General features: G+C 65.2%; 23 protein-coding genes. 18 read left to right on the plus strand and 5 right to left on the minus strand.

Going from position 1 to position 25,354, the window contains the following annotated elements; translation table 11 throughout:
• Nucleotides 1-53: 53 nt before the first annotated feature.
• The gene (locus AKG11_RS09435) at nucleotides 54-1,196 is read left to right on the plus strand and encodes a gluconeogenesis factor YvcK family protein (RefSeq protein ID WP_050743701.1); all 1,143 of its coding nucleotides are present in this window, start codon (nucleotides 54-56) and stop codon (nucleotides 1,194-1,196) included.
• Here AKG11_RS09435 and AKG11_RS09440 read toward each other — a convergent pair.
• Nucleotides 1,174-3,849, minus strand: coding sequence for a bifunctional diguanylate cyclase/phosphodiesterase (locus tag AKG11_RS09440; protein WP_050743702.1), 2,676 nt, complete (start codon nucleotides 3,847-3,849; stop codon nucleotides 1,174-1,176). The genes AKG11_RS09435 and AKG11_RS09440 overlap by 23 nt on opposite strands.
• Before the next feature lie 208 nt (nucleotides 3,850-4,057).
• On the opposite strand from AKG11_RS09440, the gene paaX reads away from it, so the two are divergent.
• From paaX to AKG11_RS09490, 10 genes are all read left to right on the plus strand, one after another.
• Entirely contained in the window at nucleotides 4,058-4,966 is a 909-nt protein-coding gene (gene paaX, locus AKG11_RS09445; protein ID WP_371260048.1) for a phenylacetic acid degradation operon negative regulatory protein PaaX, read from the plus strand.
• Nucleotides 4,967-5,134: 168 nt separating this feature from the next.
• Nucleotides 5,135-6,340: a 3-oxoadipyl-CoA thiolase gene (gene pcaF, locus AKG11_RS09450; protein WP_050743703.1), complete on the plus strand. Its 1,206-nt coding sequence runs from the start codon at nucleotides 5,135-5,137 to the stop codon at nucleotides 6,338-6,340.
• Between the two features lie 23 nt (nucleotides 6,341-6,363).
• Complete coding sequence (gene paaA / locus AKG11_RS09455; protein ID WP_050743704.1) at nucleotides 6,364-7,368, plus strand: 1,2-phenylacetyl-CoA epoxidase subunit PaaA; 1,005 nt, start codon at nucleotides 6,364-6,366, stop codon at nucleotides 7,366-7,368.
• A gap of 13 nt (nucleotides 7,369-7,381) precedes the next feature.
• Nucleotides 7,382-7,666: a 1,2-phenylacetyl-CoA epoxidase subunit PaaB gene (gene paaB, locus AKG11_RS09460; RefSeq protein ID WP_034482795.1), complete on the plus strand. Its 285-nt coding sequence runs from the start codon at nucleotides 7,382-7,384 to the stop codon at nucleotides 7,664-7,666.
• On the plus strand, nucleotides 7,666-8,421 hold the full coding sequence (gene paaC, locus AKG11_RS09465) for a 1,2-phenylacetyl-CoA epoxidase subunit PaaC (protein WP_050743705.1): 756 nt from the start codon (nucleotides 7,666-7,668) through the stop codon (nucleotides 8,419-8,421). Before paaB ends, paaC begins: the two co-directional genes overlap by 1 nt.
• Nucleotides 8,422-8,430: 9 nt before the next feature.
• Entirely contained in the window at nucleotides 8,431-8,955 is a 525-nt protein-coding gene (paaD, locus tag AKG11_RS09470; protein WP_050743706.1) for a 1,2-phenylacetyl-CoA epoxidase subunit PaaD, read from the plus strand.
• A gap of 123 nt (nucleotides 8,956-9,078) precedes the next feature.
• Nucleotides 9,079-10,155: a 1,2-phenylacetyl-CoA epoxidase subunit PaaE gene (gene paaE, locus AKG11_RS09475; protein ID WP_050743707.1), complete on the plus strand. Its 1,077-nt coding sequence runs from the start codon at nucleotides 9,079-9,081 to the stop codon at nucleotides 10,153-10,155.
• Nucleotides 10,156-10,166: 11 nt separating this feature from the next.
• A complete protein-coding gene (locus AKG11_RS09480) occupies nucleotides 10,167-10,922 on the plus strand; it encodes a Phenylacetic acid catabolic protein (RefSeq protein WP_050743708.1) in 756 nt (251 codons plus the stop codon).
• A gap of 68 nt (nucleotides 10,923-10,990) precedes the next feature.
• A complete protein-coding gene (gene paaZ, locus AKG11_RS09485; RefSeq protein ID WP_050743818.1) occupies nucleotides 10,991-13,048 on the plus strand; it encodes a phenylacetic acid degradation bifunctional protein PaaZ in 2,058 nt (685 codons plus the stop codon).
• A gap of 4 nt (nucleotides 13,049-13,052) precedes the next feature.
• The gene (locus tag AKG11_RS09490) at nucleotides 13,053-13,556 is read left to right on the plus strand and encodes an acyl-CoA thioesterase (protein WP_050743709.1); all 504 of its coding nucleotides are present in this window, start codon (nucleotides 13,053-13,055) and stop codon (nucleotides 13,554-13,556) included.
• 7 nt (nucleotides 13,557-13,563) lie between these two features.
• Here AKG11_RS09490 and AKG11_RS09495 read toward each other — a convergent pair whose 3' ends face one another.
• The 4 genes from AKG11_RS09495 to paaG form a co-directional block, all read right to left on the minus strand.
• Nucleotides 13,564-14,160: a TetR/AcrR family transcriptional regulator gene (locus AKG11_RS09495; protein WP_050743710.1), complete on the minus strand. Its 597-nt coding sequence runs from the start codon at nucleotides 14,158-14,160 to the stop codon at nucleotides 13,564-13,566.
• A gap of 193 nt (nucleotides 14,161-14,353) precedes the next feature.
• A complete protein-coding gene (paaK, locus tag AKG11_RS09500) occupies nucleotides 14,354-15,664 on the minus strand; it encodes a phenylacetate--CoA ligase PaaK (protein ID WP_023512771.1) in 1,311 nt (436 codons plus the stop codon).
• A gap of 41 nt (nucleotides 15,665-15,705) precedes the next feature.
• Nucleotides 15,706-16,146, minus strand: coding sequence for a hydroxyphenylacetyl-CoA thioesterase PaaI (gene paaI, locus AKG11_RS09505; RefSeq protein WP_050743711.1), 441 nt, complete (start codon nucleotides 16,144-16,146; stop codon nucleotides 15,706-15,708).
• The gene (paaG, locus tag AKG11_RS09510) at nucleotides 16,143-16,931 is read right to left on the minus strand and encodes a 2-(1,2-epoxy-1,2-dihydrophenyl)acetyl-CoA isomerase PaaG (RefSeq protein WP_050743712.1); all 789 of its coding nucleotides are present in this window, start codon (nucleotides 16,929-16,931) and stop codon (nucleotides 16,143-16,145) included. Before paaG ends, paaI begins: the two co-directional genes overlap by 4 nt.
• Nucleotides 16,932-17,031: 100 nt before the next feature.
• On the opposite strand from paaG, the gene paaN reads away from it, so the two are divergent.
• The 7 genes from paaN (at nucleotide 17,032) to AKG11_RS09545 (ending at nucleotide 25,328) form a co-directional block, all read left to right on the plus strand.
• Nucleotides 17,032-18,693 (plus strand): phenylacetic acid degradation protein PaaN, encoded by a 1,662-nt coding sequence (gene paaN, locus AKG11_RS09515; protein WP_050743713.1) that lies wholly within the window; start codon nucleotides 17,032-17,034, stop codon nucleotides 18,691-18,693.
• 46 nt (nucleotides 18,694-18,739) lie between these two features.
• Nucleotides 18,740-19,891: an ABC transporter substrate-binding protein gene (locus AKG11_RS09520; RefSeq protein WP_023512767.1), complete on the plus strand. Its 1,152-nt coding sequence runs from the start codon at nucleotides 18,740-18,742 to the stop codon at nucleotides 19,889-19,891.
• 70 nt (nucleotides 19,892-19,961) lie between these two features.
• A complete protein-coding gene (locus AKG11_RS09525; protein ID WP_023512766.1) occupies nucleotides 19,962-20,834 on the plus strand; it encodes a branched-chain amino acid ABC transporter permease in 873 nt (290 codons plus the stop codon).
• A gap of 2 nt (nucleotides 20,835-20,836) precedes the next feature.
• Entirely contained in the window at nucleotides 20,837-21,793 is a 957-nt protein-coding gene (locus AKG11_RS09530) for a branched-chain amino acid ABC transporter permease (protein ID WP_023512765.1), read from the plus strand.
• Nucleotides 21,790-22,575, plus strand: a complete 786-nt coding sequence (locus AKG11_RS09535; RefSeq protein WP_050743714.1) for an ABC transporter ATP-binding protein — start codon at nucleotides 21,790-21,792, stop codon at nucleotides 22,573-22,575. Before AKG11_RS09530 ends, AKG11_RS09535 begins: the two co-directional genes overlap by 4 nt.
• On the plus strand, nucleotides 22,562-23,263 hold the full coding sequence (locus tag AKG11_RS09540) for an ABC transporter ATP-binding protein (protein WP_023512763.1): 702 nt from the start codon (nucleotides 22,562-22,564) through the stop codon (nucleotides 23,261-23,263). Before AKG11_RS09535 ends, AKG11_RS09540 begins: the two co-directional genes overlap by 14 nt.
• Nucleotides 23,264-23,267: 4 nt before the next feature.
• The gene (locus AKG11_RS09545) at nucleotides 23,268-25,328 is read left to right on the plus strand and encodes a 3-hydroxyacyl-CoA dehydrogenase NAD-binding domain-containing protein (RefSeq protein WP_050743715.1); all 2,061 of its coding nucleotides are present in this window, start codon (nucleotides 23,268-23,270) and stop codon (nucleotides 25,326-25,328) included.
• The last annotated feature ends 26 nt before the right edge of the window (nucleotides 25,329-25,354 follow it).

Raw genomic sequence — 25,354 nt, forward strand, 5'->3', positions numbered from 1 at the left:
AAGGTGTGCAGCGGTTTTGCGCCCGAAATTGCGTGAAACCAAGAGGAGATCGGATGGCTGAAAGCCGTTTGCCGCATATCGTGCTCTTTTCGGGCGGCACTGCGTGCCGCACGACCAATCTGGCGCTGCTTTCCAAGCCGGTGCGACTGACGCGCATCGTGCCGGCCTGGGACAGCGGCGGCAGTTCCAAGATCATCCGCGAGAACCTCGGCGTGCTCGCCGTCGGTGACATCCGCCAGGCGCTGATGACCATGGCGCATGGCGAAGGCCGGGCGGGCGATGTCGTCAAGGTCTGCAATGCGCGCATGACCAGCGGCACGCAAGATGATGCCCGCACGGAATTCGCGCTCTACGCGGAGGGCGTGCACCCGCTGCTGGAGCGCATGGAGCCGGGCCTGCGCGGCGCTATCCTCAACTACCTGCGCACCTTTCGCGCGGCGATCGGGGCGGATTTCGATTTCCGCAATGGCAGCATCGGCAACTTCATTTTGACGGGCGCGCATCTCGCCCACAACAGCGACATCAACACCGCCATCTTCGTCTTCCGCAAGCTCTGCGACATTGCCGGCCATGTCTGGCCGTCCACGGCCGCTGATGGTGTTGACCTCTCCGCCGTTTTGAATGATGGCACCCGGGTTGAGGGGCAGCACAGGGTGACGGCGCTCGACGATGCGGCGAGTGCGACGGGCATCCGCGACATTGCGCTGTCCGGCCGGGGCGGCGCGGCTGTGCCGGCCAACGAGGCCGTGCTGGAAAGTCTCGAAAGCGCCGATGCCATCGTGTTCGGGCCGGGCAGCTTCTTCACCAGCGTCCTGCCGCATTTTCTGGTCGAGGGCATCGTTCCGGCCATAGCGCGCAATGCGCATGCCCGGCGCATCTTCATCGGCAACATGCTGCAATGCCGGGAGACCCGCGGGCTGGATGTGGCGCGCATGCTGGAGATTGCCACCGCGCTCTGGCGGCGGCAGGCGGGGGCGGATGGGCGTCCCTTCACCCACGTCCTGGCAAACCACCAGCTGCTGCCCTTCGAAAAGACCGTCGGCCGCTTTGCCTATCTCGGCAATGGCGCGCTGGAAGAGGTGGGCATGCGGCTCGGCATCGAGCGGGTGATCGGTGAGTTCGAGGATCCCTGGCAGCGCGGCCAGCATGACGGCCGGGCGGTTGCGGATACGCTCAGCTCGCTCTTGCCGTCGTAAGGGCGGTCTTCGCCGCCAGCATCCAGCTGCGAGCCTTGGCGAAGGCGAGGAAATCATCCGCGCCCATGGGCCGGGCAAAGGCATAGCCCTGCAGGATATGGCAGCCGAGGCCGCGCAGCAGCTCGGCATGGGCCAATGTTTCGACACCCTCCGCAACCGTCTCAATATCGCGCACCTTGCCGATATCGATGATCGAGCGGACGAGGCTCTGCTGTGCCGTGGATTCGAGCAGCGGCTGCACCAGCCGGCGGTCGATCTTCAGCCGCGCCGGAGACAGCTCCAGGAGGCTCACGATGGAGGCGTGGCCGGTGCCGAAATCGTCGATCTCGATTTCGATGCCGAGGGATTTTATGCCGTCGATGGCCTGCTTCAGCCCGTCGTCGAGCGTATCGAAGGATATCGATTCCAGCAGTTCGAAGGTCAGTGAACCCGGGCGAATGTTCATCGCGCGCAGCTTTTCGAGAAGGTTGTCGTCGCGCAGGCGCTGACAGGAGACATTGACGGAGACGCGGGCGATGCCGAGATCCTGTCCCTCCCAGCGCATGGATTGGAACAGGGCCTGTTCGAGGATGGCCTCGTCGATCCGGGCGACAACATTGAGGGTCTCGGCCACGGGCAGGAACACATCGGGCATGATGATGCCGCGTGTTGGGTGCTGCCAGCGTGCCAGCGCCTCGACGCCGACGATCTCCAGCGTTTCGGCATCGAATTGCGGTTGGAAGTAGGGGTGGAATTCTCCGCGTTCGAGACCGCGCAGAATGTCGTCGCCGAGCCGCTTGACCTCCACGGTGCGCAGGCGGAGCTCGTCGTTGAAGGCTTCCACGCGGTTGCGCCCACGGCGCTTGGCTTCGTAGAGCGCGATATCGGCATTGACGAGCAACTGCTCGGCGGATTCTTCCGCATCGTTGCGCGTTGCAATGCCGATGCTCGCACCGATACGACAGTCATGGCCTTCGATCGCCATCGGCTCGCTGATCGCCTCGATGAGGCGGGCGGAGAGGGTGCCGAAATCGGCCTCTACAGGCTCACGGCGCGACAGGAGCACGAATTCGTCCCCGCCGATGCGGGCGATAAAGTCCGCTGCCGGAATATGGGCGCGCAGTACACCGGCCGCCTGTTTCAGCACCTCGTCGCCGGCGGCGTGGCCGAGCGTGTCGTTGATGTCCTTGAAGCGGTCGAGGTCGATATGCAACAGGGTGAGGGGACGGGTGTCCTCGCCGATACCGGCCAGCGCGAGCTGCTGGTCGAGGAAACGCCGGTTGGGAAGCCGGGTGAGGGCATCGTGCAGTGAATTGTGCTCCAGAACGAGGCGAGCGTCTTCCAGGGCGCGGTTCTGCGCCTCCGCCGTCAGCTTGGCCTCAAGCAGTTCGGCCTGGAGGCGGATGTCCTCCGTCACATCCCAGTTCGCGCCGACGATACGCTTTGCGCCTGACGAGGCGCGATAGGTCATGCCGTGCGCGCGGATATGGCGGATGTCGCCGCCGACGGTCAGGACGCGGAATTCCGTGAGATAGGGCCTCTCGGCCTCGATGGCGTCCGAAAAAACGCGTTCGGCTTCTTCCAGATCGTCGGGATGAAGCGCGGTGCGCCAGTCCTCGTAGCGGCAGATTGGCTGGTCGGGCGGCACGTTGTAGAGGGCGCGCATGCGGGCGTCCCAGGTGAGTGTCGCCAATTCCGTGTCGAATTCCCAAACGCCGACGCGCGAGGCGTCGAGCGCGAGCTGCAGGCGTTGCGAGACGGTTTCCAGCTGATCCTCCCGGTCCTGAAGCGCCAGGATATGCCGATGGCGGTCCTTCATCAGGTAACCGACCCAGAACATGGGGGCGACGATGATGATGGCCAGCAGCGCGAGGCCGGTGCGAAACAGGGTGAGATCGGCGGACGGCTGGCGCCAGCCACCCAATGGCGCTGCAGACATGGTCCAGGCTTCGTGGCCGATGTCGATCGTCATGACGACGGGGTCGGCGTCGACGGGGGTGGCCGTGCTGAAGAAGGTTCGTGCCTCGCCGCCGACATGCGGCCGGCTGGAAAGCGAAACGGCGACCTTGAGGTCTTTTCCGAAGCCGCTGTTGTCCAGGAGCCTGTCGAGGTCGATCACGGCGGAGGCGATGCCGATGAAGGCGTTGTTCCGCCCGGCATGGATCGGGTAGCGCGCGATCACGCCGCGCCCGCCCTGCACCAGATCGACCGGGCCGGTGACGATGAGCCGGTCGAGCGCCTTCACCTGCATGGCCGCGGCGCGCTGGCGCTCGTTCTTGCGGTAGTCAAGGCCGATGCTGCGCTCGTTCCCCTTGACCGGATAGACGAGCGAGACGACGAAGTCCGGCGCGATGGCAAGATTGCGCAGCTGCGTGTCCTTGCGGAAGATGCGACCGGCAAGGTCGGCAAAGCGGCTCGGTGACATGTCGGGCTCTGTCGAGAGCGCCGCGACGAGGCCCTGTACGAGATTGATGTCACCCTGGATATTGCCTTCGAGGCGCGAGCGCAGCACGCCGAGCTGTTCCGTGGTGAAGGAGCGCAGGTACTCCTCTTCCAGCCGCTGCTTCTGGGAATCGGCAAGGAAAATGGCGATCAGCGCGGCAAATGCGACGACGATGGCGGGGATGTAACATCCCAGCCCGTGAAGGGAGAGCTGCGTATTCCGGTCGTTCATCGCGGTTCGTCTGTCCCCACGCGCCCTGTCTGCTCGGGAAGGGTTCTGCCCGGCCTCCGACGATCGACGGACGATGGCAGATGCAACTTAATATTTGCTGACGAGAATATGCCTTTATCTGCGGATTTCCGGGCGGGGCTTCCCGCCACGGCCTATTCTGGGCTAGTCCTCGGCCACTATCGAAATGGAACGAGGGCAGGGGGCTGGTTTGCCGGCGGACAAGGACAGGATGGAGAGCATGTTTGGCGCGATGCTCAGGACCATCATCGAGGAGAGCCCGCTGAAGGCCGCCAGCTTCATCGTCACCATCTATGGCGATGTCGTGGAGCCGCGGGGCGGCGTGGTGTGGACCGGCAACCTCATCGAGACCTGTGCTGCCATCGGCATCAGCGAGACGTTGGTGCGCACCGCCGTCTCGCGCCTTGTCGCGGCCGGGCAATTGTCCGGAGAGCGGGAAGGGCGGCGAAGCTTCTACCGCCTCGCCGCGCCCGCTCGGGCGGAGTTTGCCGCCGCTGCCCGCCTGCTCTTCGGTCCACCGGAAGCGGCCGAGTGGCATTTTGTGCAGTTGACCGGAACGGCGCCAGACGAGGCGATGCAGACCCTTGAGCGGGCAGGCCATGCCCGGCTTGGGCCGCGGTTAGCGGTGGGTGCGCGCGCCCTCCCGCTTCTCAAGCAACCGGCCGTCGTGTTCCGGGGTGACGTGGTTAGCGGCGAGGGGGACCTTGGCGCCTTTGCGGCCGACCATTGGGACCTTGCGCTGCATGCCGAGGCCTATGACGGCTTCCTCCGGCGCTTCGGGCGCCTCGCCGATCTCCTTGCCGGCGGGGTGCGGCTCGGCGCAGCGGAAAGCCTCGTCGCCCGGCTGGTGCTCGTGCACCAGTTCCGTCTCGTCGTACTGCGCGATCCGCGCCTGCCGCAGACGGCCCTGCCCATGGACTGGCCGGGAGAGGCGGCCAGGGCGCTCTTTGCCGACCTTTACCTCGGCCTCTCCCCCGAGGCGGATCTGCATGTCGCCCGCCATTTCGTCACGGCGGCCGGTGCCTTGCCGGAAGCGAGCGAGGCAACGCTGCGTCGTCTTTCCCTGTTGCGCGAGGCACGCCGGGTCGACTTTTCATAGGGAAAAGCATGGTTTGTGGTATGATGCTTGCTGCTGCGATGAGACATCACAGAATTTAGGGAAAATCCCATTGATTTGTGATGTGTCGAGTGCTAAATAGATAACCGATCGGTCGGTTAATGTTTCTGGAGGAACGGATCGACCCTTGGATATCAGGGAGGAAGCCGCGTGTCCGAAGCCTTTATCTGCGACGCCGTTCGTACGCCCATCGGCCGTTATGGCGGGCTGCTGTCGTCGGTCCGCGCCGACGATCTGGCGGCCGTGCCGCTCTCCGGGCTGATGGCGCGCAACCCGCAAGTCGACTGGTCGAAGGTGGACGATCTCATCTACGGCTGCGCCAACCAGGCCGGCGAGGACAACCGCAATGTCGGCCGCATGGCCGTGCTGCTCTCCGGCCTTCCCGTCTCCATTCCCGGCACCACCGTCAACCGCCTCTGCGGCTCCGGCATGGACGCCGTCGGCATGGCCGCCCGCGCCATCCGCGCCGGCGACTGCGATTTCGTCATCGCCGGCGGCGTCGAGAGCATGAGCCGCGCGCCCTTCGTCATGCCGAAGGCCGACAGCGCCTTTTCGCGTGCCAATGCCGTCTATGACACGACCATCGGCTGGCGCTTCGTCAATCCGAAGATGAAGAAGGCCTTCGGCGTCGATTCCATGCCGCAGACGGCCGACAATGTCGCCGCCGACTTTGCCGTCAGCCGCGAAGACCAGGATGCTTTTGCTGCGCTGAGCCAGGCCCGTTGGGCGGCCGCGCATGAGGCCGGCCTTTTTGCCGATGAGATCGTGTCCGTTTCCGTGCCGCAGAAGAAGGGCGATCCGCTGGTTGTCGACACCGACGAACATCCCCGTCCCGGCACGACGGCCGAGCAGCTTGCCAAGCTGAAGGGCGTCAACGGCCCGGACCTCTCTGTCACCGCGGGTAACGCCTCGGGTGTCAATGACGGCGCGGCCGCCTTGCTCATCGCCAATGAGGCGACCGCCAAGGCGCAGGGCCTGACGCCGAAGGCGCGCGTCGTCGCCATGGCGGCGGCGGGGCTTGAGCCGCGCATCATGGGGTTCGGCCCCGCGCCGGCGGCGCGCCGGGTGCTGGAACGCGCCGGCCTGACGCTCGGCCAGATGGACGTCATCGAACTCAACGAAGCCTTCGCCTCGCAGGCGCTCGCGGTTCTGCGCGATCTCGGCCTGCCGGATGATGCGCCGCATGTGAACCCGAACGGTGGCGCCATCGCGCTTGGCCATCCGCTCGGCATGAGCGGCGCGCGGCTCGTCACGACAGCCACCTACCAGCTCCACCGCCAGGGCGGGCGTTATGCACTCTGTACCATGTGCATCGGCGTCGGCCAGGGCATCGCCATCATTCTCGAGCGCGTCTGACGCGCCAGCAAGGAGGAAAGACCATGTATGCCCAGATGGTGAAGACCGATGCCGCTCGCGTCCGGTCCCTCGACGAGATGGACCCCGTGGAGCGCGCCTTCCAGGAGCGCGTCGACGCCGGCCAGAAGATCGAGCCGAAGGAATGGATGCCCGAGGGTTATCGCAAGACGCTTGTGCGCCAGATCAGCCAGCACGCCCATTCGGAAATCGTCGGCCAATTGCCGGAAGGCAACTGGATCACCCGCGCACCCACCTTGGAAAGAAAGGCGATCCTGCTCGCCAAGGTGCAGGACGAGGCCGGCCACGGCCTCTACCTCTATTGCGCCGCCGAAACGCTCGGCATCAGCCGCGACCAGATGTACGAGCAGTTGCATTCCGGCAAGGCCAAATATTCCTCGATCTTCAACTATCCGACGCTGACATGGGCCGATATCGGTGCGATCGGCTGGCTGGTCGATGGCGCGGCCATCATGAACCAGGTGCCGTTGCAGCGCTGTTCCTACGGCCCCTATGCGCGGGCCATGGTGCGCATCTGCAAGGAAGAAAGCTTTCACCAGCGCCAGGGGTATGACGCCCTGATGAAGATGGTGAAGGGCACGGCGGCCCAGAAGGCCATGGTGCAGGACGCGCTGAACCGCTGGTGGTGGCCGTCCCTCATGATGTTCGGCCCCTCGGACGATGCCTCCGTGCATTCGGCGCAGTCGATGGCCTGGAAGATCAAGCAGAACTCCAACGACGAGCTGCGCCAGAAATTCGTCGACCAGACCGTGCCGCAGGCAAAATATCTCGGCCTCACCGTGCCGGATCCGGACCTCAAGTGGAACGAGGAAAAGGGCGGCCACGATTTCGGCGAGCCGGATTGGGAGGAATTCTTCAACGTGATCGCCGGCAACGGCCCGTGCAATGCGGAGCGCCTCAACGCCCGCAAGAAGGCCTGGAATGACGGCGCCTGGTTCCGTGACGGCCTGACGGCGCATGCCGAAAAGGCCGCCGACCGCCGCGCTGCGGCAAAAATCGCCGCCGAGTAAGGGAGAGAGCACGATGTCCAGCGAATGGCCGCTTTGGGAAGTTTTCATCCGAGGCCAGCACGGCCTCAACCATCGCCATGTCGGGAGCCTGCATGCGCCTGACGCCGAAATGGCTGTCAACAACGCCCGCGACGTCTATACGCGCCGCAACGAGGGCGTCAGCATCTGGGTGGTGAAATCCTCAGAAATCACCGCCAGCGCGCCCTCGGAAAAGGGCCCGCTGTTCGATCCGTCGAATTCCAAGGTCTACCGTCACCCGACCTTCTTCGACATTCCGGACGAAGTGGGGCACATGTGATGGCGGGCGCGGCGCTTCTCGAATTCCTGCTGCGCATCGGCGACAACACGCTGATCCTCGGCCATCGCGTTTCCGAATGGTGCGGGCACTCGCCCGCGCTGGAGGAGGATATCGCGCTCGCCAACACCGCGCTCGACCTGATCGGCCAGACGCAGCTCTGGCTCGGCCTTGCCGGCGAGGTGGAAGGCAAGGGCCGTTCCGCCGACGATCTCGCCTATCTGCGCGACGGTTACGAATTCCGCAACATCCTCATCGTCGAGCGCCCGAACGGCGATTTCGGCAAGACGCTGATGCGGCAGTTCCTGTTCGACGCCTGGCACTATCTGCTCCTCAAGGCGCTGAAGGGGTCTTCCGACACCCGCATCGCCGAGATCGCGGAAAAGGCGTTCAAGGAAGTCTCCTACCATCTCGACCGCAGCCGTGATCTGGTCATCCGCCTCGGCGACGGCACGGCGGAAAGCCACCGCCGCATGCAGGAGGCGCTGGATGAGCTCTGGCCCTTCACCGGCGAGATGTTCATGAGCGATGCGCTCGATGCCGAACTGGCCGAGGCCGGCATCATCCCGACCCCCGCAAGCCTCAAGGCGGGCTGGGACGAGATCGTCGCGGAGACGCTCTCCGAGGGCACGCTGAAGAAGCCGGCCGACGGCTACATGCACAAGGGCGGCCGGCGCGGCGTTCACACCGAGCATCTCGGCTTCATCCTCACCGAGATGCAGTTCCTGCAACGCGCCTATCCGGGCGCGACCTGGTAGGAGGCGGCGATGGACCCGGCGCTTCGTCCCTCGGTCAAGGAGGTCTGGCACTGGCTTTCCGAAGTGCCGGACCCGGAAATCCCGGTCATCTCGCTCACCGATCTCGGCATTATCCGCGATGTCGAATGGCGGGACGATACGCTTGTCGTGACGGTGACACCGACCTATTCGGGCTGTCCCGCCACCACGGTGATCAATCTCGATATCGAGACGGCGCTCACCGGAAAGGGCCTTGCCAAGGTGAAGCTGGAGCGCCGTCTCTCGCCCGCCTGGACGACGGACTGGATCAGCGCCGAAGGCCGGGAGAAGCTGCGCGACTACGGCATCGCCCCGCCGATCGACGGCACGGCCGCCGACGGCGTCTTGATGAAACGCATCGACCGGCTCTCCGGCCGTTCGAACCTGACCATCGCCTGTCCGCGCTGCGGCTCGGCGAACACGGAAAAGATCAGCCAGTTCGGCTCGACGCCCTGCAAGGCGAGCTACCGCTGCACGGACTGCCTGGAACCGTTCGACTATTTCAAGTGCATCTGACCGGAAGCGATTCCGGCGAACCGGAATTCGCCTGACACGCTCTGGTTTCCTGTTTTTACCGCATGATCCGACGCCGAAGCGATGCCGCTCCGGCTGGAAATGCTCTAGGGAGAAGGCCCGCACATGGCACGTTTTCATTCCCTGACCGTGACCGACGTTCGCCGCGAGACGCGCGACGCGGTCGTGGTCACGCTCCGGCCGTCCGAAGAGGACCGCGCTGTCTTCGACTTCACGCAAGGCCAGTACCTGACCTTCCGCCGCAAGTTCGAGGACGAGGAGCTGCGCCGCTCCTATTCGATCTGCGCCGGCAAGGACGAGGGTGTCCTGAAGGTCGGCATCAAGCGCGTCGACGGCGGCTGTTTCTCCACCTGGGTCAACGAAAGCCTGAAGGCCGGCGACACGCTGGAGGCCATGCCCCCGATGGGCGCGTTCTTCACCGCGCTGGAGCCGGACGCCGCAAAACACTATCTCGGCTTTGCCGGCGGCAGCGGCATCACGCCGGTGCTCTCGATCATCAAGACGGTGCTGTCGCGTGAACCGCGCGCGCGCTTCACGCTGGTCTACGCCAACCGCCAGATCAGCTCGATCATGTTCCGCGAGGAACTGGAGGACTTGAAAAACCTTTATCTTGGGCGCTTCTCGGTGCTGCATATCCTCGAAAGCGAGGCGCAGGATATCGACCTCTTCACCGGCCGCATCGACGGTGAAAAGTGCGCGGCGCTGTTCAGGAACTGGATCGACCCGAAATCTGTGACGACCGCCTTCATCTGCGGCCCGGAGCCGATGATGCTGGCGATCGCTGCCGCCCTTCGTGAGCATGGCCTGCGTGACGACCAGATCAAGTTCGAACTCTTCGCCTCCTCGCAGCCCGGCCGGGCGCGCGCCAGGGTGGAGAAGGCGAACGGTACGGACCAGGGCGCGGCCTGCGAGGCCACCGTCACGCTCGACGGCGCGACCCGCACCTTCAAGTTCCCGAAACAGGGCCAGAGCCTGCTCGACGCCGCGCTCGAAAACGCCATGGACGTGCCCTATGCCTGCAAGGCCGGCGTCTGTTCAACCTGCCGCGCCAAGATCATTGAGGGCGAGGCCGAGATGGAGGTCAACCACGCGCTTGAGGATTACGAGGTGCGCCAGGGCTATGTGCTGACCTGCCAGTGCTTCCCGCTCACCGACCGCATCGTCGTCAGCTACGACCAGTAAGGGGAATTTCCATGTCCGATACGATGCCGATCGAGGATTATCTGGCTGAGGGCGGCGTTCTCTCCTCGCCCGCCAACGTGCCGCCGCGCTATCGCGGCGAACTCTTGCGCCTCATGGCGAGCTTTGTCGACAGCGAACTGGCCGGTTCCGCCGGCTTCGCCGATACGATCAACGATGCGCCGGGCATTCAGGAGCGCATCTCCGCCGCCCGCATCGTGCTGGAAAAGGCCGATCACGCCGGCAAGGTCTTGCAGGTCATGGAAACCTTCGGCGCGAATGGCGGGCGCTACGCCGTGCACCATCCGTGGGCCGAGCGGCTTTCCCGCGAGGCCGATATCGGCGCGGCACGGCAGGGCGGCGACATGCGCCTCTCCGTCTTCCACTATCCGCTGCAAGGCTGGGTGGATGCCGTCGTCATGAACGTGCTGATGGGCCGGGCGAGCGTCGTGCAGTTGAAGGAACTGTCGCGCGTCTCCTACCAGCCGCTCGCCGAGATTTTCCGCGCCATCCTGCCGCGCGAGACGCGCCATGCGGAGCTTGGCCTTGCCGGCCTTGTGCGCATCGCCGGTGACGAGGAGGGCCGCGCCAAAGCGCAGGCTTCCGTCGCCTACTGGTATCCGCGCGTCGCCGCCAGTTTTGGCCATTCCGGCTCCGCCCGCTTCGAAACGCTGTCGCGTTTCGGCCTGCGGCATACGCCCAACGAGACCCAGCTGGCCGAATGGCGAGCCGAGGTCGATGCGCAGCTCGCTGCGCTTGGATTGAACTGAGCAATCCCAGGAAAAGTGTGAAGCGGTTTTCCGTCCGTGATTGCGAAAAAAACAGGAAGGACATTGAGATGAACGTCATGGCAAACCGGCCGCGCCGGCTCGAAAGCTATGTCGGCGGCGCTTGGGTCGTCGGTGCGAAGGAGGGCGTGCCCCTGCTCGACGCCGCGACGGGCGATCCGGTCGCCTTCATCGATTCCTCCGGCATCGATTTCAAGGCGATCCTCGCCCACGGCCGCGACAAGGGCGGCCCGGCGCTGCGGCGCATGTCCTTCCACGAGCGCGCCGCCATGCTGAAGGCGCTCGGCCAGGCGCTGATGGAGAAGAAGGAGGAGTTTTACGCACTTTCTACCGCCACGGGTGCGACCCGCGCCGATAGCTGGGTCGATATCGAGGGCGGCATCGGCACGCTGCTCTCCTATGCTTCCAAGGGCCGGCGCGAATTGCCGAACACCCGCGTCCTGCTCGATGGCGACGTGGAGCCGCTCTCCAAGGACAACACCTTTGCCGCGCAGCATATCCTGACCCCGTTGCAGGGCGTCGCGGTGCATATCAACGCCTTCAACTTCCCCTGCTGGGGCATGCTGGAAAAGCTCGCCCCGACGCTGATCGCCGGCGTTCCCGCCATCGTCAAGCCGGCGAGCCAGACGGCCTATCTCACCGAACTGATGGTCCGCCGTATCGTCGAGACCGGCATCCTGCCGGAAGGCGCGTTGCAGCTCGTCTGCGGCTCGGTCGGCGACCTGCTCGATCACGTCGAAGGACAGGACGCCGTCACCTTCACCGGTTCGGCCGCCACCGGCCAGTGCCTCAAGACGCACAAGGCGATCATCGAAAACTCGGTGCGCTTCACCATGGAGGCCGACAGCCTCAACGCCGCCGTGCTCGGCCTCGACGCCGCGCCCGGTACGGAGGAATTCGACCTCTTCGTCAAGGAAGTCGCCCGCGAGATGACGGTGAAAGCCGGCCAGAAATGTACGGCGATCCGCCGCGTCATCGCCCCGCGCGCCTATAGCGAGGCCCTCATCGAAAGTCTTGGCGCGCGTCTTGCGAAGACGGCGATCGGCAATCCCGCCGACGAAGCCGTACGCATGGGCCCGCTCGCCAGCCTCGACCAGCGCGAAGAAGTTCGCGCCCGTATCCGCGATCTCTCCGCCGACGCCGAGATCGTCGCCGGCGACCCCGACAATCCGAGCGTCCAGTCCGGCGACGCCGTGGCCGGGGCCTTCCTCAATCCGGTGCTGCTCTATTGCGACAAGCCGGGCTCGGCCCGCGCCGTGCACGATGTCGAGGCCTTCGGCCCGGTCAGCACCGTCATGCCCTATGACACGGCGGAAGAGGCGGTCGATCTCGCCCGGCGCGGCAAGGGCAGCCTCGTCGCCTCGGTCTTCACCAACGATCCGGGTTTTGCCCAAGAGGTGGTACTCGGCCTTGCCCCCTTCCATGGTCGCGTGATGATCGGTAACCGCGTCAGCGCCAAGACATCCACCGGCCACGGTTCGCCGCTGCCGGGCCTCGTGCATGGCGGCCCCGGCCGCGCGGGCGGCGGCGAGGAACTGGGCGGCATGCGCGGCGTCAAGCACTACATGCAGCGTACCGCCATTCAGGGCGCGCCGACCATGCTTTCCGCCGTCACCGGCCGCTGGTTGCCGGGCGCGGAGGCGCGGGCGGGCGGCGAGCATCCGTTCCGCAAATCGCTGGCGGAACTGAAGATCGGCGACCAGCTCATCACCGCCACGCGCACGGTGACGCTCGACGATATCGAGCATTTCGCCCATTTCACCGGCGACACTTTTTATGCCCACATGGACGAGGACGCGGCCAGGGCGAACCCGTTCTTCGACGGGCGCGTGGCGCATGGCTACCTCATCGTCTCTTTCGCCGCCGGCCTGTTCGTCGATCCGGCGCCGGGCCCGGTGCTGGCCAATTACGGCGTCGACAATCTGCGCTTCCTGACACCGGTCAATCCGGGTGATACGCTGCAAGTGCAGCTCACCTGCAAGGAGATCAACCCGCGCGCCAATGCCGAGCACGGCGAGGTGCGCTGGGATTGCAACGTGACCAACCAGACGGGCGCCACCGTCGCGCAGTACGACGTGCTGACCATGGTGGCCAAAACGAGAGACTGACCGCATGGACCCGCGCCGCCTGGAAATGACCGTTTTGATGACGCCGGACATGGCGAATTTTTCCGGAAAGGTTCACGGTGGCGCGCTTCTGAACCTGCTCGATCGCGTCGCCTTCTCCTGCGCCTCGCGTTATTCGCAGCAATATGCGGTGACGCTTTCGGTCGATCAGGTGATGTTCAAGGAGCCGATCCATGTCGGCGAACTCGTCACCTTTCGCGCTTCGGTGAACCATACCGGCCGAACCTCCATGGAGATCGGCATTCGCGTCGAGGCGGAGAACATCCGCTCCGGCCACCGCCGGCACACCAATTCCTGTTATTTCACCATGGTCGCCGTGGACGAAGCGGGAAAGCCGGTGCGTGTGCCGGAGTTGCAGCCGACGGATCCGGTGGATGCCAGGCGCTACAAGGCGGCAGAGTTGCGCCGCACGCTGCGGCGTGAATTTGCCGAGCGGCTGGAATCGGTCGCCGCGACGGGCAAGGACGTGGAACGATCGGACGACGGTTAGTTTTTGCTTACGTAACGGCTTTGACGCCCTCAAGGATCAGCGTCGTCGCGATATCCGCATACTCATCCCGCGTCACTGGCCCGTTCGGGCGGAACCACATATAGACCCAGTTCATCATGCCGAAGAGCGACATGGTGACGGGCATCAGCAGCGGCCGGTCCTTGTTGAGATCCGGGTTGATGTCGCGGATGACGCCGGAGAAGCGCTTGACGATCTGCCGCTCGATCGCCTGCAGTTCGGAAAGCTGTTCGAGGGAAAGTGCGCTGGTGCCGTTGAGCTGCACCTTGTGCTCGTTGTCCCGACCCTCGTAGTTCGCCAGTACGGCCTTCACGAGAAGCCGCAGGCGATCCTGCGGGGCGACGTCTGGTCGGTCGGCGGCTTCGATGGCGTTTGCCAGCTCCGTCAGGTGCGTGCGTACGATGTCGAAGATCAGCGCATCCTTGCTCGGATAATAGTGATAGAGCAGCGCCTTGGAGACATTGCTGTGCGAGGCGATCATAGACATGGAGGCTTTCTCCATGCCCATCTCGGCAAAGACCGCGGCGGCACTCGAGAGAATGCCGCGCTGTTTTTCCTCGAAATCAACTGCGCGCGTGCGTGCCATTTTATCCTGCTTTGCTTTGCCCGGCTGCTTCCGGGAAGGTGGCTGCCCTCCCTATACACAGTCAACCCGGTTCCGGGATAGGGGACCTTCATCCTTCTTCTAACGGCGAAGATTCCCCATCTCTTTGTTTCTACACAACTCCGGACGCAAAATCATTCCTCGCGCGACTGCTGGAATTGTTCCGCCCGGCCTTTCATTCCTTCGGGCGGTTGTCGACCACCCGTTTTGCCTTGCCTTCCGAGCGGGCGACGCCGCCGGGCTCGTGCACCGTGATCTTCGTCGAGACCCCGACCACGCTCTTGATGTGGTGGGCGAGTTCCTTGGCCGAACCCGTGCGAGAACCCTCGTCGGCTGCCTCGAGCGTGCACTCCACATGCACGGTCATGTTGTCCATGCGGCCCGAGCGTGTCAGCTCGATCTGGAAATGCGGCGCGAGGCCGCGACATTTCAGGATCTGTTCCTCGATCTGTGTCGGGAAGACGTTGACGCCGCGCAGGATCATCATGTCGTCGGACCTGCCAGTGACCTTTTCCATGCGGCGCATCGAGCGGGCGGTGCCGGGCAGCAGCCGCGTCAGATCGCGCGTGCGATAGCGGATGATCGGCAGGCCTTCCTTGGTAAGCGTGGTGAAGACCAGCTCGCCGATCTCGCCGTCCGGCAGCACCGCACCGGTGACCGGATCGATGATTTCGGGGTAGAAATGGTCTTCCCAGATGTGCAGGCCGTCCTTTGTCTCGACGCATTCATTGGCGACGCCTGGCCCCATGACCTCCGACAGGCCGTAGATGTCGACGGCGTGCATGTCGAAGGACTGCTCGATCTCCTCCCGCATGGCGTTTGTCCAGGGCTCGGCGCCGAAAATACCGACGGCGAGCGAGCTTTCCCGCGGATCGACGCCCTGGCGACGGAATTCGTCGAGGATGGAGAGCATGTAGGAGGGCGTGACCATGATGATGCGCGGCTTGAAATCCTGCATCAGGGTGACCTGGCGTTCCGTCATGCCACCGGAGATCGGCACCACGGTACAGCCCGCCCGTTCCGCGCCGTAATGCGCGCCGAGACCGCCGGTGAAGAGGCCATAGCCATAGGCGACATGCACGACATCGCCGGCCCGGCCGCCCGAGGCGCGGATCGAGCGGGCGACGACGTTCGCCCAGGTGTCGATGTCGTTCTTCGTGTAACCGACAACGGTGGGCTTGCCGGTCGTGCCCGACGAGGCGTGGATGCGCGCCAGCTTCTCACGGGGTACGGCGAACATGCCGAACGGGTAGGTGTCGCGCAGGTCCTTCTTGGTGGTGAAGGGGAATTTTGAAAGGTCGGCGAGTGTCTTGAGGTCGGAGGGGTGTACGCCTGCCGCGTCGAAGCGCTGACGATAGAAAGGCGAATTCTCGTAGGCGTGGGTCAGTGACCATTTCATGCGCTCAAGCTGCAGCGCGGAAATCTCATCGCGGGAGGCAGTCTCGATCGCTTCGAGGTCTCCGGGGCGGGGGGACAGGTCTTCCATGAAAATCTCCTCCGAGAATGCGGGATAGTGTGCCCTCTGCCTCACTCCGGCAGATGGGTGCCCTTGACTGTTCGCGAGTGGCCGCGGAATTCCGCGACATGCTCGCCCTCCTGGTTGGTGATGCGGATGTCGTAGATGCCGCCACGACCGCGGCGCGACACCTCCTTCGCCGTCGCGGTCAGCCTGTCGCCCCGGAAGGCCGGCGCGATGAAGGTCACTGAACAGTGCTGGGCGACGGTGCGCTGGTTGTAGGTGTTGCAGGCGAAGGCGAAGGCCGAATCCGCCAGTGTGAAGATGTAGCCGCCGTGACAGGTGCCGTGGCCGTTGGTCATGGTCTCGGCGATGGTCATGACAATGGCCGCTTCGCCGGGTGCGATGGCAACGAGCTCCATGCCGAGATGACGGGTGGCGTTGTCGTCATCCCACATCGCCTTGGCGCAGGCTTCGGCGAGCGCTTGCGGAGAAAGCTCGGCGGCGCTCATTTGCCGGAGAACTCCGGCTTGCGCTTTTCGAGGAAGGCGGAAACGCCCTCGGCGTAGTCGGCGCTGCGACCGGCCGCGCGCTGCAGGTCGCGCTCGAGGTCGAGCTGCTGGTCGAGAGAATTGGTGGCGGCGGCCTGGATGGCGCGTTTCGTCATGCCGAGACCTTTGGTCGGGCCGGCGGCAAGGCGTACGGCGAGAGCGCTCGCCTCTTCCATCAGCCTGTCGTCGTCGACGGCGCGCCAGATGAGGCCCCAGTCGGCGGCGGTTTCCGCGCCGAGCGGTTCTGCGGTGAGCGCAAGCGCCTTGGCGCGCGCCTCGCCGATCAGGCGGGGCAGGCTCCAGGTGCCGCCGGAATCGGGCACCAGGCCGATCTTGGCGAAGGCCTGGATGAAGCGGGCGGAGCGGGCGGCGAGCGTGATATCACAGGCAAAGGCGATATTGGCACCCGCGCCGGCGGCGACGCCGTTGACCGCGCAGATGACAGGTTTTTCGAGGCTGCGGATAAGGCGCAGCAGGGGATTGTAGTAGGTCTCGATCGTGTGGCCGAGGTCCGGTACGCCTTTCTTGGGATCGCGGTCGCCGAGATCCTGGCCGGCGCAGAAGCCGCGGCCGGCACCGGTCAGCAGTACGGCGCGTACCGCATCATCCGCATGGGCGCGCTCGAAGCCGGCGCGCAGTGCAAGGTGCATCTCGTCGTTAAAGGCGTTAAGCTTGTCCGGGCGGTTCAGCGTGAGGCTCAGAACGCCATCGGCGAGCGCCGACAGAATGGTGTCGGAAGTGGTCATGGTTCCTCCCTGTCGCCCTTCCCAGCGGCGACCGTAAAAAAACTCTTGCATAAACCGACCGGTCAGTCAATTATAAAAGCACTGACTGGAGGAGCCAGAGATGACCGGACTTTTCGAGCGCCATCGCCCGACGCTGGCCGCCGCAATCGAAGCGGCCGCCAAGCGTGATTTCTGGACCGTCTATCCCGAAGTGCCGAGTGGCAAGATATACGGTGAAACGGCAAAGGACGATGGCCTTGCCGCCTATACGGCACGGCTCGATGCGGCGTTCGATCTCGTCGATCATCCGGCCGAAGGGCGCGTCGGTGCCGAGGTTTCGCCGTATGGGCCGACCCTCGGCATCACGTATCCCGCCGCCTCTGCCGACATGCTGGTCATGGCCTCGCGTGCGGTCGCCCCGCAATGGGCCGCGGCCTCGCCGGACATACGCGCCGGCATCTGTCTCGAAATCCTTGCCCGCCTCAATGCCCGCAGCTTCGAGATGGCAAATGCCGTCATGCACACGACGGGCCAGGCCTTCGCCATGGCCTTCCAGGCCGGTGGCCCACATGCGCAGGATCGTGGCCTCGAGGCCGTCGCCTATGCCCATGCCGAGATGAGCCGCATACCGGCGCAGGCGACCTGGACCAAGCCGCAGGGCAAGGGCGCGCCGATCGTCATGGAAAAGCACTGGCGCATCGTGCCGCGCGGTATTTCCCTCGTCATCGGCTGCAATACGTTCCCGACCTGGAACAGCTATCCGGGCCTTTTCGCCAGCCTCGTCACGGGCAATACCATCATCGTCAAGCCGCATCCGGCGGCGATCCTGCCGCTTGCCATCACCGTCGAAGTCGCGCGGCAGGTGCTCGTGGAAGAGGGGTTTGCGGCCGATATCGTGCTGCTCGCCGCCGATGCGCCCGGTGCCGAGATCACCAGGGATCTCGTGCAGCATCCTGCCGTCGCCATCATCGACTATACCGGTTCCAATACGTTCGGTGCCTGGGTGCGCGAAAACGCCGGTCATGCCGATGTCTACACCGAAGAGGCCGGCGTCAACTCGATCGTCATCGGTGCGACGGATGATTTTGCCGGCATGTGCAGCAATATCGCCTTCTCGCTCTCGCTCTATTCCGGCCAGATGTGCACGGCGCCGCAGGATATTTTTGTCCCACGCGGCGGCATTGCGACGAATGAAGGCCACAAGAGTTTCGACGAGGTTGCGGCTGGCATCGCGGCTGCCATCGATGGTCTGCTTGCCGATCCGGCGCGTGCGGCCGGTGTCTGTGGGGCCATCGCCAATCCGGCGACGCTCGCCCGCATTGCGACGGCCCGGTCGCTTGGCCGCATCGTCCGTGACTCGGCGCCCGTCGAAGGCCTCGATGGCGCTCGCACTGCAACGCCTTTGATCCTCGTCGTCGATGCAGCGGATGCGGATTCTTACGCGGAGGAACGCTTCGGTCCCATCGCTTTCGTCGTTGCGGTTGATGACGTCGAGGACGGCATCGACCATGCTGCCAGGCTTGCCGAGCGCAAGGGGGCGATCACGGCGGCGCTCTACGCGGCGGATGAAACCCAGATTCTTGCCGCGGCCGATCGTTTCGCCACGGCGGGCGTCAATCTTTCCGTCAACCTGACCGGCGGCATCTATGTCAACCAGAGCGCCGCCTTCAGCGATTTCCACGTTACCGGTGCCAATCCGGCGGGCAATGCCAGCCTGACGGATGCGGCCTTCGTCGCGAACCGGTTCCGCGTGGTGATGTGGCGCCGCCCCGCGGCGGCGTGAGGAGTTTTCGCTTTAACCTTTGTCTTTGTTGGGAGGAGAAACCGACATGAAATTTTCGCTCACCACCACCGCGCTCGCCGGCACGCTGGCCTTCGTCCTCGGCTTTGCCGCGCCTGCCCTTGCCGATATCAAGATCGGCGCGACCCTTTCGGAGACCGGCCCTGCCTCCTTCCTTGGTGATCCGGAAGCCAAGACGCTGAAGATGCTGGTTGAGGAGATCAATGCGGCCGGCGGCGTCAATGGCGAGAAGATCGACCTGATCGTCTATGACGACGGTGGCGACCCGAACAAGGCGCGCACCTTCGCCACCCGCCTGGTAGAGGACGACGAGGTCGTCGCCGTGATCGGCGGCACGACGACGGGCACCTCCATGGCCATCATCCCCGTCTTCGAGGATGCCGAAGTCCCGTTCATCTCGCTTGCGGGCGCGATCGAGATCATCGATCCCGTCCGTCCCTTCACCTTCAAGACCCCGCACACGGACCGTATGGCCTGCGCGAAGATCTTCGAGGACATGAAGAAGAACGGCATCACCAAGATCGGCATGATCTCCGGCTCCGACGGTTTCGGCGCATCCATGCACAAGCAGTGCCTGTCCATCGTCGGGGAATACGGTATCGAGGTGCTGGCCGACGAGACCTACGGCCCGACCGATGCCGACATGACGCCGCAGCTTACCAACATCAAGGGCAAGGACGGCGTGCAGGCCGTGCTGAACCCCGGTTTCGGCCAGGGGCCGGCGATCGTCACACGCAACTATGCGCAGCTCGCCGTCGGCCTGCCGCTCTACCAGTCGCACGGCGTCGCCTCGGATGGTTTCATCGAGCTTGCCGGCGCGGAGGCCGCCGAAGGCGTGCGCCTGCCGGGCACGGCGCTTCTCGTCGCGGGTCTGCTGCCGGAGAACGACCCGCAGCGCGCCGTCGTCGTCGCCTACAAGGAGGCCTATGAAAAGGCGACCGGCAAGCCGGTCTCGACCTTCGGCGGCTACGCCCACGATGCGCTGCGCATTCTCGTCGATGCGATCAAGCGGGCAGGCAGCACCGAGCCTTCGGCGATTCGCGATGCGATCGAAGGTACGGCGGGCCTTGTCGGTACGACCGGCACGGTAACCATGACGGCGGAGGATCATCTCGGCCTCGACCTGTCGGCCTTCCGCATGCTGCAGATCGAAAAGGGCGGCTGGAAGATCGTCGAGTAATCGAGCCTGCCGGCCCGCGCCACAGGGCTGTGGGCCGGCGGAAACCGTCGTGCGCGAAGCGGAGGCATTCATGCCCGAACTCCTGCAATTCCTACTTTCCGGGATCACGGTCGGCGCGGTCTATGCGCTGGTCGCGCTCGGCTTCACGATCATCTACAACGCTTCCGACGTCGTGAACTTCGCCCAGGGCGAGTTCGTCATGCTCGGAGGCATGATCACCTTCTTCGCGCATGCCGCCGGATTGCCGCTGCCGCTTGCCGCGCTCATCGCCATCATCGTCACGGCGGGTGTCGGCGTTGCGCTCAACAAGCTGGCGATCGAGCCGGCACGGGGCGCACCCGTCGTCTCGCTGATCATCATCACCATCGGCGCCTCGATCTTCATCCGCGGCGCGACACAGCTCGTCTTCGACAAGCAGCTCCATCGCTTCCCGGCCTTTTCGGGCGACCAGCCGATCGTCATCGGCGGAGCGACCATCCTGCCACAGAGCCTCTGGGTGATTGCCGGTGCGCTTGCCGTCTTCTTCTGTCTCTGGCTGTTCTTCACACGCACCCTCATCGGTCGCGCGGTACTGGCGACGGCAAACAACCGCATCGCCGCCCAGCTCGTCGGCATCAACACCAACTATGTGATGACGCTCTCCTTCGCCATGTCGGCCGCCATCGGTGCTCTCGCCGGCGTGCTGGTGACGCCGATCACGCTGACGAGCTATGATGTCGGCCTCGCGCTGGCATTGAAGGGTTTTGCTGCCGCCATGCTCGGGGGCATGGGCAATCCCAAGGGCGCGCTCGTGGGCGGTCTTATGCTCGGCATCCTGGAGGCGATGACGGCCGGCTATATCAGCTCACAATACAAGGACGCAGCCGCCTTCGTCGTCATCCTTGCGGTGCTCTTCGCCATGCCGCAGGGCCTTTTCGGCCGCAAGTCGACGGATCGGGTGTGATCATGCGGCTCTCCAGCAAGGCAACCACGCTCCTCATCCTCGCCGCGGTCATCGCGATCGCGCCGGTCTTCTTCCCGTCCTCCTATTATTTCCGCGTCGGTTCGCTGATCTTCGTCAACGGCCTCGCGGTGACGGGTCTGGTCATCCTCATCGGCTATGCCGGCCAGATCAGCCTTGGCCATGCGGGTTTTGCCGGCATCGGCGCCTATGCCTGCGCGCTGGCGCCAGTGCATCTCGGTCTGCATCCGGCGCTTGCCGCTCTGCTCGGTGCGGCGCTCTCGGCGGCCATCGCCTTCCTCGTCGGTCGGCCGATCCTGCGGCTCAAGGGCTATTATCTCGCCGTCGCCAGCCTCGGCTTCGGCATCCTTGTCTCGATGGTGCTCTCCAACGAGGCGCAGCTCACCGGCGGGCCGGACGGCATGGCGGTGCCGGAACTGGGACTTCGCGCTGTCCTGAAGGCCATCGGCATCGATCTTTCCAACACCGAATTCTGGTATGCCTTCTCCGGCTTCGTCCTTGTCATCGGGGCCTGGCTGGCGCTCAACCTCTACCACAGCCCGACCGGTCGGGCGCTGCGGGCGCTGCACGGGTCGGAGGTCGCGGCCCGCACGGTCGGCGTCGATGTCGCGCACTACAAGCTTGTCGCCTTCATCCTCTCGGCGGTCTATGCCTCCGTGTCGGGCTCGCTTCTGGCGCTGCAAAACAAGTTCATCACGCCTGACGTCGCAGGCTTCATGCACTCGATCGAGATGGTCACCATGACGGTGCTGGGCGGCGCGGGGTCGGTGCTCGGCGCCATTCTCGGTGCCGCGATCCTCACCACGCTGCCGCAGGTGCTGACGGTCTTCCAGGAATACGAACAGCTCATGCTCGGCCTCGTCATGATGCTGGTCATGATCTTCATGCGCGAGGGGCTGCTACCCTCCATCGCGCGCCGCATCCGGGGGAGGGCAGAATGAGCCTGCTTCAGATCGAGGGTTTGGGGATCGATTTCGGCGGCGTGCGTGCCGTCAACGATGTCGGCTTCTCCCTGAAACCCGGCGAGATCGTTTCCGTCATCGGCCCGAACGGCGCCGGCAAGACGACGCTGTTCAACATGATCTCGGGGGTCTACGCCCCGGCCCGCGGCCGTGTCGCGCTTGACGGAGAGGATGTCACGCGCATGCCGCCGCACCTTCTGGCGCGGCGTGGCCTGTCGCGCACTTTCCAGAACCTGCAGATCTTCCAGTCGATGAGCGTGCTCGAAAACGCCGTCGCCGGGCATCACCTGCACGAGCGTGGCTCGGTCTTTGCCGATATCCTCTCGCTGCCCGCCGCGCGCCGCCGCAGCAGGGCGTCGGAGGAGAGTGCGCGTGCGCTGCTCGACCGCGTCGGTCTCGGCCGCGCCGCCGAACAGGAGGCGGGCTCGCTCTCCTATGGTGCGCTGAAGCGGCTGGAGATCGCCCGCGCGCTGGCGTTGAAACCCCGCGTCCTGCTGCTCGACGAGCCGGCCGCCGGCTGCAACGCCGTCGAGACGGAGGAGATCGACCATCTGATCGCCCAGGTCGCGGCCGAGGGCGTGTCGATCCTGCTGGTGGAGCACGACATGAAGATGGTCATGCGTATTTCCAACCATATCGTGGTGCTCGACCATGGCGAGAAGATCGCCGAAGGCGAGCCGGCGGCGATCGCGCGCGACCCGCGCGTCATCGAGGCCTATCTGGGTGCCCAGGCGACGGAGGCGCAAAATGCTGACGGTTGAAGGACTGCGTTCGCGCTATGGCCGTATCGAGGTGCTGCACGGCATCGACCTCGATGTTGCCTCGGGCGAGATCGTCACGGTGGTCGGCGCGAACGGCGCCGGCAAGACCACGCTGCTCAAGTGCCTCTCCGGCATCCAGCCGGTCTCGGCCGGGTCCATCGTCTTTCGCGGTGAGGCGCTGACGGCGGTGCCGGCGCATGCCCGCGTGCGGCGCGGCCTTGCCCAGTCGCCCGAAGGGCGCCAGATCTTCACCAACCTGACGGTGGAGGAGAACCTGCGCCTCGGTGCCTATCTCTTTTCCGATGACAAGGTGGAGCGGGACCGGGAGGACGCCTTCGCCATGTTCCCGATCCTCAGGGAGAAGCGCAATCTTGCGGCCGGCGGCCTTTCCGGCGGCCAGCAGCAGATGCTGGCGATCGCCCGCGCGCTGATGGGCCGCCCTTCCTGCCTGCTGCTCGACGAACCGAGCATGGGCCTTGCCCCCATCCTCGTCGCGCAGATATTCGATGTGGTGAAGAGCCTGAAGGCGCTCGGCGTCACCGTGCTGCTCGTCGAGCAGAACGCATTCGGCGCACTCTCGGTCGCAGATCGCGGGTATGTCATGGAGACGGGCCGCATCACCATGTCCGGCCCCGCTGCCGACCTCATCGCCGACGAACGCATCCGCGCCGCTTACCTGGGAATATGACACCATGACCGTCAGCATCATCAGCGAAAACGGCATTGCCGTCGTCACCATCGACAACCCGCCCGTCAACGCGTTGTCGCAGGCGCTGCGCCAGGCCCTCGTCGAGGCCGTCGCCAAGCTCGATGCGGACGCCGCGGTGAAAGCCGTCGTGCTGATCTGCGCCGGCCGCACCTTCATCGCCGGGGCCGATGTCAGCGAATTCGGTAAACCACCGCAGCCGCCGCATCTGCCGGACGTGGTGGCGACCATCGAGGGCGCCAGGAAGCCCTGGGTCGCGGCGATCCATGGCAGCGCGCTCGGTGGCGGGCTCGAAGTGGCGCTCGGCTGCGCCTGGCGGGTGGCCGTTGCTTCTGCCAGCCTCGGCCTGCCGGAAGTCAAGCTCGGCATCATTCCCGGTGCCGGTGGCACGGTTCGCCTGCCGCGGCTGATCGGTCCGGCGGCTGCCGTCGAGCTCGTGACAAGCGGCAGCCCCGTTGACGCGAAGAAGGCGGAAGGTCTCGGCCTCGTGGATGCTGTCATCGAGGGCGACCTTCTGGCCGGCGCGATTGCCTTTGCGAATGGTGCTGCCGGCAAAACCCGGCCGGAGCCGATCTCCAGCCGTGCCGTAGTGCCCGTTGAAGCCGGTTTCTGGGAGGGTGCCGAAAAGGCGGTGGCCGCCAAGGCGAAGCGGGAGGCCGCTCCGCTCCGGGCGCTTGCCTCGGTGCGCCGGGCCAGCGAGACGGATTTCGCCAGTGCCATGGCTTTCGAGCGGGAAACCTTCCTCGACCTGCGTGGCTCGCAACAGGCGTCGGCGCTGCGCCATGTCTTCTTTGCCGAGCGCGCTGCGCCACGCCCGCCGGAGCTTGCCGGGATCACGCCACGCGATGTCCGCTCGGCGGCCGTCATCGGCGGCGGTACGATGGGCGCGGGCATTGCCGCGGCGTTGCGCGATGCCGGTCTGCCGGTCATTCTCATTGAGCGCGATGCGGCGGCGGTCGAGCGTGGGCTCGCCAATGTCAAGGCCATCTACGACGGTTCGGTGAAGCGCGGGCGCGTGACGCAGGCCATCGCCGATGCGCGCATGGCCGGCGTCGCCGGCAGCGGCGATTATGGCTTGCTGGCCGATACGGACCTCATCATCGAGGCGGTGTTCGAGGACCTGTCGGTCAAGCGCGCCGTCTTCGAAAAATTGTCTGCGGTTTGCCGGCCGGATGCGGTGCTGGCCACCAACACCTCCTATCTCGATCCGGACGCGATCGGCGAAGGCATCGCCCATCCGGAACGGTTCCTCGGCCTGCATTTCTTCAGCCCGGCGCACATCATGAAGCTGCTGGAAATTGTGCCGACCGGGACGACTGCGCCAGACGTGCTGGCGACGGGTTTTGCGCTCGCCCGCCTGCTCGGCAAGATCCCGGTGCGCGCCGGTATCTGCGACGGCTTCATTGGCAACCGTATCCTGAAGGTGACACGTGCGCAGGCCGAGCGGCTGCTGCTGTCGGGCGCGACGCCTGCGGCGGTTGATGCAGCCATGCGCGCCTTCGGCCTGCCGATGGGGCCGTTCGAGGCGCAGGATCTCGGCGGCCTCGACATCGCGGCCTTCCAGCGCAAGGCGGCGCGTGAACGCGGCGAAACGCCTTTTGCGCCCGTTGCCGACCGGCTCTGTGCCCTCGAGCGCTACGGCCAGAAGACCGGCGGCGGCTGGTACGACTACCAGCCGGGCGACCGTGCGCCGAAACCCTCCGACACCGTGGCGGCGATCATCGCCGAGGCAGCGGAAAGCCGGGCACAGCGCGCATGGGACGAGGCAGGCATCGTTGATGCCATTCTCCTGCCCATGGTCAACGAGGCGACGTGCATCCTGGAAGAGCATGTTGCACTCCGCGCCGCCGATATCGATCTCGTGAAGATCCATGGTTATGGCTTCCCACGCTGGCGCGGCGGGCCGATGCACTATGCCGAGGGACGCGGGCTTTCGGAGGTGGTGGCGGTGCTGGACCGCCTTGCAGCGGATGGCCTTGCCGAACCGCCTAGCGACGGCCTGCGTCGGGCGGCAAAGGCCGGTGGTTTTTCGGTGCTTGCCGGGTGAGACAATTCCGGCAAGACTGCCTGCCG

This window comes from Shinella sp. SUS2, assembly GCF_001262505.1.
GTDB lineage: Bacteria > Pseudomonadota > Alphaproteobacteria > Rhizobiales > Rhizobiaceae > Shinella.

Excerpts from the sequence above, each read along its gene's own strand:
- paaB (WP_034482795.1), top strand. The coding sequence starts at position 7,382 with ATGTCCAGCGAATGGCCGCTTTGGGAAGTTTTCATCCGAGGCCAGCAC.
- AKG11_RS09535 (WP_050743714.1), top strand. The coding sequence starts at position 21,790 with ATGAGCCTGCTTCAGATCGAGGGTTTGGGGATCGATTTCGGCGGCGTG.
- paaI (WP_050743711.1), bottom strand. The coding sequence starts at position 16,146 with ATGAGCGCCGCCGAGCTTTCTCCGCAAGCGCTCGCCGAAGCCTGCGCC.
- AKG11_RS09530 (WP_023512765.1), top strand. The coding sequence starts at position 20,837 with ATGCGGCTCTCCAGCAAGGCAACCACGCTCCTCATCCTCGCCGCGGTC.
- paaE (WP_050743707.1), top strand. The coding sequence starts at position 9,079 with ATGGCACGTTTTCATTCCCTGACCGTGACCGACGTTCGCCGCGAGACG.
- paaA (WP_050743704.1), top strand. The coding sequence starts at position 6,364 with ATGTATGCCCAGATGGTGAAGACCGATGCCGCTCGCGTCCGGTCCCTC.
- AKG11_RS09520 (WP_023512767.1), top strand. The coding sequence starts at position 18,740 with ATGAAATTTTCGCTCACCACCACCGCGCTCGCCGGCACGCTGGCCTTC.
- AKG11_RS09440 (WP_050743702.1), bottom strand. The coding sequence starts at position 3,849 with ATGAACGACCGGAATACGCAGCTCTCCCTTCACGGGCTGGGATGTTAC.
- AKG11_RS09525 (WP_023512766.1), top strand. The coding sequence starts at position 19,962 with ATGCCCGAACTCCTGCAATTCCTACTTTCCGGGATCACGGTCGGCGCG.
- paaC (WP_050743705.1), top strand. The coding sequence starts at position 7,666 with ATGGCGGGCGCGGCGCTTCTCGAATTCCTGCTGCGCATCGGCGACAAC.
- AKG11_RS09495 (WP_050743710.1), bottom strand. The coding sequence starts at position 14,160 with ATGGCACGCACGCGCGCAGTTGATTTCGAGGAAAAACAGCGCGGCATT.
- AKG11_RS09540 (WP_023512763.1), top strand. The coding sequence starts at position 22,562 with ATGCTGACGGTTGAAGGACTGCGTTCGCGCTATGGCCGTATCGAGGTG.
- paaN (WP_050743713.1), top strand. The coding sequence starts at position 17,032 with ATGACCGGACTTTTCGAGCGCCATCGCCCGACGCTGGCCGCCGCAATC.
- paaZ (WP_050743818.1), top strand. The coding sequence starts at position 10,991 with ATGAACGTCATGGCAAACCGGCCGCGCCGGCTCGAAAGCTATGTCGGC.
- AKG11_RS09480 (WP_050743708.1), top strand. The coding sequence starts at position 10,167 with ATGTCCGATACGATGCCGATCGAGGATTATCTGGCTGAGGGCGGCGTT.
- paaK (WP_023512771.1), bottom strand. The coding sequence starts at position 15,664 with ATGGAAGACCTGTCCCCCCGCCCCGGAGACCTCGAAGCGATCGAGACT.
- paaD (WP_050743706.1), top strand. The coding sequence starts at position 8,431 with ATGGACCCGGCGCTTCGTCCCTCGGTCAAGGAGGTCTGGCACTGGCTT.
- AKG11_RS09490 (WP_050743709.1), top strand. The coding sequence starts at position 13,053 with ATGGACCCGCGCCGCCTGGAAATGACCGTTTTGATGACGCCGGACATG.
- AKG11_RS09545 (WP_050743715.1), top strand. The coding sequence starts at position 23,268 with ATGACCGTCAGCATCATCAGCGAAAACGGCATTGCCGTCGTCACCATC.
- paaG (WP_050743712.1), bottom strand. The coding sequence starts at position 16,931 with ATGACCACTTCCGACACCATTCTGTCGGCGCTCGCCGATGGCGTTCTG.
- AKG11_RS09435 (WP_050743701.1), top strand. The coding sequence starts at position 54 with ATGGCTGAAAGCCGTTTGCCGCATATCGTGCTCTTTTCGGGCGGCACT.